This window comes from Pseudomonas sp. HMWF006, from assembly GCF_003061205.1.
Classification (GTDB): Bacteria; Pseudomonadota; Gammaproteobacteria; order Pseudomonadales; family Pseudomonadaceae; genus Aquipseudomonas; species Aquipseudomonas monsensis.
This window is the reverse complement of record NZ_QAIU01000299.1, coordinates 1-1278: the sequence shown is the minus strand read 5'-3', so window position 1 is coordinate 1278 and position 1278 is coordinate 1. Positions and strand designations below refer to the sequence as shown.

The 1278-nt window shown below is 62.8% G+C and carries 2 protein-coding genes; both read right to left on the bottom strand.

Features of this window, described 5'->3' with window-relative positions:
• Positions 1-167: 167 nt before the first annotated feature.
• Positions 168-776, bottom strand: coding sequence for a prepilin-type N-terminal cleavage/methylation domain-containing protein (locus DBR24_RS12305; protein ID WP_128614890.1), 609 nt, complete (start codon positions 774-776; stop codon positions 168-170).
• Positions 773-1225, bottom strand: coding sequence for a type II secretion system minor pseudopilin GspH (gene gspH, locus DBR24_RS12300; RefSeq protein WP_095111432.1), 453 nt, complete (start codon positions 1223-1225; stop codon positions 773-775). Before gspH ends, DBR24_RS12305 begins: the two co-directional genes overlap by 4 nt.
• Positions 1226-1278 lie beyond the last annotated feature (53 nt).

The window sequence follows — 1278 nt, the reverse complement described above, 5'->3', positions numbered from 1 at the left end:
GGAGCGAGCTTGCTCGCGAAGACGTCCTGACAGCCAACCAATCCCCAACTGACCGCCCCCAATCCCTGTGGGAGCTGGCTTGCCAGCGATGGCGCCCTGACATCCAACCAACCTCCAACTGACCGCCCCCAATCCCAACCCAGGACCTGCCCACATCACAGCCAGTCTCACTCCAACGGCCCAATCACCTGCCGATACCTCTCAACCCCCTGCGCCGTCTGCCGGGTCAGCCGAATCTCCAGCCCCAACGGATTCTCCCGCCGATTGCCACTCAACTGCCGCCACCCCTTGTCCGGTTCCCAAACCCGCACCTGCGCATCGCTGACCTCGCTCAACACCGCCACGCCATCGGTCGGCGCCGGCAACGGATACCGACTCCGCGCCGCCGCCACCGCACGGTACAACGTGTCGCCCTTAAGCCACCAACGCACCCGCTGCAAAGCCCCAGGCTGGTCAGCCGCGGTGCGAATGATATCCAGCCGAAACCCCTTGCTATCACTGCTACGCACAGTCATCGCGGGCGGCGCCGTCACCGGCTCATCGTCCGCGCCGACTTTCTTCGGCTCACTCAATTCAATGCCCGCACGCATGTCCACATCCCGCTGCAACTGATTCAACGTCCGCAGCAGGGCGTCACTCTGTTCACCACTGGCCTGCAAATGACTGTCCGCCCGCGTCACACTGTCCAACCCGCGCCAGGCAATCAAACTCACCACCGCCATCAGCAGAATCGCGACCATCACCTCGATCAGCGTAAAACCCTGCTGGCCCTTCATTGCACACGAATCCGGCCAGCGCCATCGCGCAGGACACTCAACTGATTGGCGCCATCGGACAACGTCAGTTGCAGCGGCGGATTGATCCACTCAGCGTTAAGCACGACTTTCTGTTTCGGCTCGACCCGCACCTGCACCTTCGGGCTCTGCCACGGCCGCGGGCGCAATTGCGCATCGTCATTGAAATGCTCGAAACCCTTGCCGCTGTCACTGCGCCGACTGAAGCGAAACCCCTTGGCATCACTGACCCACGCAATCGGCCGGCCATCCGCCCGCGCCTCGGCCTGCGCCACCTGCAGCAGTTGCGCCACACGCTCGGCGTCCTTGCGCAGCAATTGCAGCGGATCGGGCTTGATACTCAAGCTGATCGCCGCACTGGCGATGCCGATGATCACCAGCACCACCATCAGCTCGATCAGGGTAAAGCCCTGTTGCTTGCCCACGTTCATCGGTTGCGCGCTCCTTTGCGTCGACGTTCATCCTGCACGGCCAACATGTAAGG

Excerpts from the sequence above, each read along its gene's own strand:
- DBR24_RS12305 (WP_128614890.1), bottom strand. The coding sequence starts at position 776 with ATGAAGGGCCAGCAGGGTTTTACGCTGATCGAGGTGATGGTCGCGATT.
- gspH (WP_095111432.1), bottom strand. The coding sequence starts at position 1,225 with ATGAACGTGGGCAAGCAACAGGGCTTTACCCTGATCGAGCTGATGGTG.